The 530-nt window shown below is 67.0% G+C and carries 1 protein-coding gene; it reads right to left on the bottom strand.

All coding sequences use genetic code 11. The features are described from left to right. The coding region (locus tag BUQ68_RS22645) for a GTP-binding protein (RefSeq protein ID WP_139315316.1) at positions 1-530 on the bottom strand (530 nt) is incomplete at both ends.

The following is a 530-nucleotide window of genomic DNA, read 5'->3' on the forward strand; positions in this document are numbered from 1 at the left end:
CCGTTCTCCAGCGCCACGAGGGCCGAGCCCTTGATGATCGGGATGTCGTCGCCGGGGAACTCGTAGGACGAGAGGAGCTCGCGCACCTCCAGCTCGACGAGCTCCAGGAGCTCCGGATCGTCGACCATGTCGCACTTGTTGAGGAACACCACGATCGCCGGCACGCCGACCTGGCGGGCGAGCAGGATGTGCTCGCGCGTCTGCGGCATCGGGCCGTCGGCGGCCGAGCACACCAGGATCGCGCCGTCCATCTGCGCGGCGCCGGTGATCATGTTCTTCACGTAGTCGGCGTGGCCCGGGCAGTCCACGTGGGCGTAGTGACGGTTCGCCGTCTCATACTCCACGTGCGCCGTGTTGATCGTGATGCCGCGCGCCTTCTCTTCCGGCGCAGCGTCGATCTGGTCGTACGCCTTGAACGTCGCCCCGCCGGTCTCGGCCAGAACCTTGGTGATCGCCGCCGTCAGCGACGTCTTGCCATGGTCAACGTGGCCGATCGTCCCGATGTTGCAGTGCGGCTTCGTCCGCGCAAA

It is taken from the genome of Mongoliimonas terrestris (assembly GCF_001927285.1).
Taxonomy (GTDB): Bacteria; Pseudomonadota; Alphaproteobacteria; order Rhizobiales; family Pleomorphomonadaceae; genus Chthonobacter; species Chthonobacter terrestris.